We start from the raw sequence: 5,121 nt of genomic DNA on the forward strand, positions 1-5,121 counted from the left end.
ATATATTTTATAAAAAGAATAATCAAAAAAGAATAATTAAAATGGTGACCCCGATTGGACTTGAACCAACGACTTTTACCATGTCAAGGTAACACTCTACCACTGAGTTACGGGGTCATTGTGTATAATTTTAGCAATATTTTGTGAATAAATTATTTTTTTCTTGACATTTTAAAAAAGTTAATATATAATGCGACCTTTCTTATAAAACATTTTCGGGGTGTAGCGCAGTCTGGTTAGCGCACTTGGTTTGGGACCAAGGGGCCGAAGGTTCGAATCCTTTCACCCCGACCACTTCTTTATTATTTCATTTATGGTGAGTGTAGCTCAGTCGGTTAGAGCATCAGATTGTGGTCCTGAGGGTCGTGGGTTCGATTCCCATCACTCACCCCACTTTTTTAAAAAATCATATTTTAGTTTTGTTGCGTTAGTAGCTCAATGGATAGAGCAACAGACTTCGGATCTGTAGGTTGTGGGTTCGACTCCTACCTAGCGTACCACCTTGTATTTTTCGCTAATTATTTAAGTATTATTTTTTAACCATATTCATAAATGTTGTAGTTTTATTATTAAATGCCAATGGTATATTTTTTGGAATAATCACAAATAAAATTAGATATTGAAATTAAATAAGTATAAAAATTAAAATATAAAAACATAATTTTGTAGCAATATTTTACAATCAACTTAGATTTTTATAATGCTAAAGTTTGAATTATTGTAATTATTTATATAAGAATATTGCATAGTAATCATTACTAGATATTTTGTGTATAAAACTTAATATTATTTTTTTTAGAATTTAAATTAAGCGAAAGGAGATTTTTAATCTCCTTGATGATAATTTTTTTCTAATTCTATCTCTTCATCTTGAGTGTTGTTTTTAGCCCATTCACACATTGCATCTCTTAGCATTAAATACTTTTTCTTAGACAATTTTTCATTTTCACTTAATTCTCTATCTTCAAGTAATTTAATTTGAAAGAATGTATCATCTTTTTTTGAATACTTTAAAAAGAAATCAACATAATCAAAATAATCCTTATTGCTCTCATAGTTAATAATTTCTTCAATATAAATAGTAGGCCCAAAACCCATATGATTTTGACTAAAATTACCAAAACCTGCCGAATACTCCACCTTAAATGTCATTTGCCCTCCCCATATTTTAATAAAAACTCTTCATACGTGCCAACAAAATCAATAAGCTCACCATTGTTTAAATACCAAATTCTATTTGCATAAGAATTGATTAATTCCCTATCGTGGCTTATACAAATTGCTACTCCATCGTATTCATAAAGTGCTTCACCAAGAGAAATAATAGCTTCAAGGTCAAGATGGTTATTTGGCTCATCAAGTAAGATAAAATTACCCCTTTCAAGCATAATTTTACTCAACATCAATCTGTGCTTTTCACCACCGCTTAAATCTTTTGCCATTTTTTCTTGATCGGTTCCGCTAAAGAGCATTCTACCTAAGCATTTGCGAATTTCATCAATATCTTTATGTTTTTCGCTAATTAAATAGTCATATAGTTTCAAATTTTCACAAATTTTACTTGAGGTATCTTGTGGGAAGTAACTAGGTTCAATTGTAGCACCCATTTTTACTTCTCCATTATCAGGAGAAATTTCATTCATTATAATCTTTGCTAATGTGCTTTTTCCGGCTCCACTTGCTCCAATTATTGCTATTTTATCGCCTTTATTTACTTTAAGATTTAAGTTTTTAAATAGTTGCTTATCATAAGCCTTACTTATATTGTTTAGCTCTAAAACTTCATTACCAATTTCTCTATTACATCTAAATAAAATTGATGGGTCACGCCTACTTGAAATCTCTATTTCGCTTACATCAAGTTTTGCTAAGTTTTTTGCACGACTTGTTGCTTGTCTTGCTTTAGAAGCATTTGCGCTAAAACGAGCTATAAATTTTTCTAAAGCTTCTTTTTCTTTTAAATTCTTAGCAAGACTTGCTTCTTTTTGTCTTTTAATAAGTGTGCTTTGCATATACCAATCATCGTAATTTCCTGCAAATTCACGAATTTGTTTGAAATCTACATCAAGCATTCTTGTGCAAATACTATTTAAGAAAAATCTATCGTGAGAAATTACAACCATTGTTCCATCGTGGCGTTTTAGTTCATTTTCTAGCCAATTAATAGCGTCTAAATCAAGGTTATTCGTAGGCTCATCTAAAAATAACACATCAGGTTTAGCAAATAATACCTGTGCGATTAGAACTTTAAATTTATCACTTGTTTGAACATTTTTCATAAGTTCATCATAATTATGAAGATTTAAAGAGCTTAATATTTTTTCACATCTAGTATCGTATTCATAATTTGGGTCTTCTTCTGCACAAATCATTTCAAGTTCGCTTAAGCGATTATTTATTTCATCGGTATAATCTGTGCAAGTTGCATATATATTTTTTTTTTCTTTTACTGCATTATAAAGTCTTTTGTTTCCATATAAAACTGCATCTTTTAAACTAAATTCTTCATACGCAAATTGATTTTGCTCTAACACGCCGTATCTTACGCCATTTTCAAAACTAACTTCTCCGCTAGTTGCTTCAAGTTCTCCTGCTATAATTTTTAAAAATGTTGATTTTCCAGCCCCGTTTGCACCGATAAGTCCATATTTTTCGCCTCTTTTTAAGCTTAAATTTACATTTTCAAATAATAATCCCGTAGGGTATCTCATAGTAAGAGATTTGATTTCTACCATTTTTTATCCTTTTTTTATATAATCGTTTCTTTAAAATTTACAAAAGGCTCTACAATCAATGAACTCATTTTTAAGTGAATTAATAATTTCTTTGCCTAGTGCTACTTTTATTTTAGAGATATTAGCACTTATTATTGCACTTTACTTTAAAAAATACAACATAATATCGGTATGTATTTTATTAATAAGTTCTAAAATGATTTATTTATTTTCAGCAAATTATCAAACCCATATTTATGTAAGTTTGTTTATGCCTTTTGCTTTTGCGCTTTTAGTATCTTTAAAAAAAGAGTATGATACTATAAAATGCTTATTACCTATTAGTTTTGTTTTTATTTTATACATAGTATTAGGTATATTTTTATCTCAAAATACTAGCTTTGCATTAAATTCTACTAATAAATTTTTATTTTCAAATTCTTTTATCACTGATTTAGGCTTAGTGTTTTTTCTAGTATTTTTAGTGTATTTATTGATATTAAGATTTTTTATATTTTTTGAAAAAACATTAATTTTTGCGTATATTGGAGCTTATTTTGAATTTATGTTTTTTAAAACTCTTGAAAAAACAGATGTTGGGTTTTTTGAATTTGCTTCTTTAATATTTTTAATTTCTATATTTCTTGAAGGGTATAAATTAGCATTTTTTGATGCTTTAACTCAAGTTTTAAATAGAAGAGCTTATGATAGAACTAGGCTTATTGCTAATGATGTAATAGCGGTATGTGATATAGATTTTTTTAAAAAAGTTAATGATACTTATGGTCATGATGCTGGTGATTTTATATTAAAAAATGTAGCTAAGATATTAAAAGCTAATGTAGATAAAGTTTATAGATTTGGCGGAGAAGAATTTGTAATCGTATATAAAAATCAAGACTTTAAAAATTGTGTAACAAAATTAGATAATATAAGAGAAAATATAGAAAAAGAAATATTTAAATTTAATGAAAAAATTATAAAAGTTACTATTAGTATTGGAGTTGAAATGGTAGAAGATGATAAAATAAAAGCCTTTAAAAACGCTGATGCTAAGTTATATAAAGCAAAAAATTCAGGAAGAAATAGAGTAATATATGAGTAGTGAAAGTAAAAAAGCAACAATTCAAGAATATATAAAAGGCTGGGGGCCTGAATTAGAAATAGGTATTGATGTGGTTGATGAAGAACATAAAATGTTCTTTGAATTAATAGAGCAAGTATTTGAAGCAGCTAATAGTGGTTATAAAGAATTTGAATCTGTATTTCAAGTGGTTTTAAGTCATATTGCTTGGCATTTTAAAAATGAAGAAGATTATATGAAAAGTATGGCTATATATACAAAATATGTAGAAACCCACAGAGATATTCACTCGCAGTGTATATCACAATTAGGTAAGATGAGAGATGCAGTGTTAAAGCAAAATAGTGAAGATGATATGGTATATCAAAAAGAACTTGCAATTAACTTGGCTTATTTTGTTAAAAATTGGCTGATTTTTCATATAGTTGGAGAAGATTATAAAATAGCTAAACAAATTAAATTTATAGAAGCTGGTAATAGTCCTCAAAGAGCATTTGAGATGATAAATGAAAAGATGGATAAAAATATAGAAATTCTAACTATTACCTTATCAAATCTTTTAAAAATTTATGAGATTAGAAACGAGAAATTATTAGAAATTGAAGCAGATATTAAATCAAGTCTTAACAAAAAAGAAAAACAACTGCAAGAACAAATTCAAGAAAATAAGAAAAAATCAATTACAGATGAATTAACAGGATTGTTTAATAGACGACAGGCTATGTTTGTATTAAATAATATATGGAATGAATATCAAGACCCAACCTGTGCTATTATTCAATTAGATTTAGATAAGTTTAAAGAAGTTAATGATACTTATGGACACCATGCAGGAGATTTGGTTTTAAAACAATTTTCAAATGCTGTTAAATATTTTTTTGATACTAATGAATTATGTAATAAATATAAGTATAACGATAGAGATAGCATACACTTTTGTCGTTTAGGTGGTGATGAATTTTTAGTAATATTACAAAAATATTCTTTAGATGAAGCAGTGGCAATTGCAAATGCTTTACACGCAGTAGTAAATGGTATAGAAGTATTAGACGAACATAAAAAAGTGATTTGGAAAGGTAGCACAAGTATTGGTGTAGCTTGTAGAAATGCTGATAATAGAGATTTTGAATCAGTATTAAAAGCTGCTGATGCTTATTTATATAAAGCAAAAGAAGATGGTAGAAATTGCGTTCGCTCTATGTTACACGAGATAGGGGGGGGGTATTTCTAGCAGAGTATTTATGAATTAAATACCGCTAGTAGAATTTAAAATTAAGAATTTAGAATGCTTTTTTAAATTCTTAATTTTTTTAAAAAAATTTT

General features: G+C 27.9%; 4 protein-coding genes and 4 tRNA genes. 5 read left to right on the forward strand and 3 right to left on the reverse strand.

Going from position 1 to position 5,121, the window contains the following annotated elements; genetic code table 11:
- Nucleotides 1–42 precede the first annotated feature (42 nt).
- Nucleotides 43–117, reverse strand: a tRNA-Val gene (locus AVBRAN12637_RS09485).
- 99 nt (nucleotides 118–216) lie between these two features.
- Between AVBRAN12637_RS09485 and AVBRAN12637_RS09490 the strand changes: the two genes are divergently transcribed.
- The 3 genes from AVBRAN12637_RS09490 to AVBRAN12637_RS09500 all read left to right on the forward strand — a co-directional run bounded on the left by AVBRAN12637_RS09490 (nucleotide 217) and on the right by AVBRAN12637_RS09500 (nucleotide 500).
- Nucleotides 217–294 (forward strand) — tRNA-Pro (locus AVBRAN12637_RS09490).
- A 22-nt stretch (nucleotides 295–316) separates the two neighbouring features.
- Nucleotides 317–393, forward strand: a tRNA-His gene (locus AVBRAN12637_RS09495).
- A 31-nt stretch (nucleotides 394–424) separates the two neighbouring features.
- Nucleotides 425–500 (forward strand) — tRNA-Arg (locus tag AVBRAN12637_RS09500).
- 325 nt (nucleotides 501–825) lie between these two features.
- Here AVBRAN12637_RS09500 and AVBRAN12637_RS09505 read toward each other — a convergent pair.
- A complete protein-coding gene (locus AVBRAN12637_RS09505; RefSeq protein WP_214117415.1) occupies nucleotides 826–1,152 on the reverse strand; it encodes a hypothetical protein in 327 nt (108 codons plus the stop codon).
- Complete coding sequence (locus tag AVBRAN12637_RS09510) at nucleotides 1,149–2,735, reverse strand: ABC-F family ATP-binding cassette domain-containing protein (protein WP_336615811.1); 1,587 nt, start codon at nucleotides 2,733–2,735, stop codon at nucleotides 1,149–1,151. The genes AVBRAN12637_RS09505 and AVBRAN12637_RS09510 overlap by 4 nt, the downstream gene beginning before the upstream one ends.
- Before the next feature lie 58 nt (nucleotides 2,736–2,793).
- Here AVBRAN12637_RS09510 and AVBRAN12637_RS09515 point away from each other — a divergent pair, with 58 nt between their 5' ends.
- Nucleotides 2,794–3,819, forward strand: a complete 1,026-nt coding sequence (locus tag AVBRAN12637_RS09515; RefSeq protein ID WP_214120258.1) for a GGDEF domain-containing protein — start codon at nucleotides 2,794–2,796, stop codon at nucleotides 3,817–3,819.
- On the forward strand, nucleotides 3,812–5,029 hold the full coding sequence (locus tag AVBRAN12637_RS09520) for a GGDEF domain-containing protein (RefSeq protein WP_214117412.1): 1,218 nt from the start codon (nucleotides 3,812–3,814) through the stop codon (nucleotides 5,027–5,029). Before AVBRAN12637_RS09515 ends, AVBRAN12637_RS09520 begins: the two co-directional genes overlap by 8 nt.
- The last annotated feature ends 92 nt before the right edge of the window (nucleotides 5,030–5,121 follow it).

The organism is Campylobacter sp. RM12637, assembly GCF_020137645.1.
Classification (GTDB): Bacteria; Campylobacterota; Campylobacteria; order Campylobacterales; family Campylobacteraceae; genus Campylobacter_E.

Excerpts from the sequence above, each read along its gene's own strand:
- AVBRAN12637_RS09505 (WP_214117415.1), bottom strand. The coding sequence starts at position 1,152 with ATGACATTTAAGGTGGAGTATTCGGCAGGTTTTGGTAATTTTAGTCAA.
- AVBRAN12637_RS09510 (WP_336615811.1), bottom strand. The coding sequence starts at position 2,735 with ATGGTAGAAATCAAATCTCTTACTATGAGATACCCTACGGGATTATTA.
- AVBRAN12637_RS09515 (WP_214120258.1), top strand. The coding sequence starts at position 2,794 with ATGAACTCATTTTTAAGTGAATTAATAATTTCTTTGCCTAGTGCTACT.
- AVBRAN12637_RS09520 (WP_214117412.1), top strand. The coding sequence starts at position 3,812 with ATGAGTAGTGAAAGTAAAAAAGCAACAATTCAAGAATATATAAAAGGC.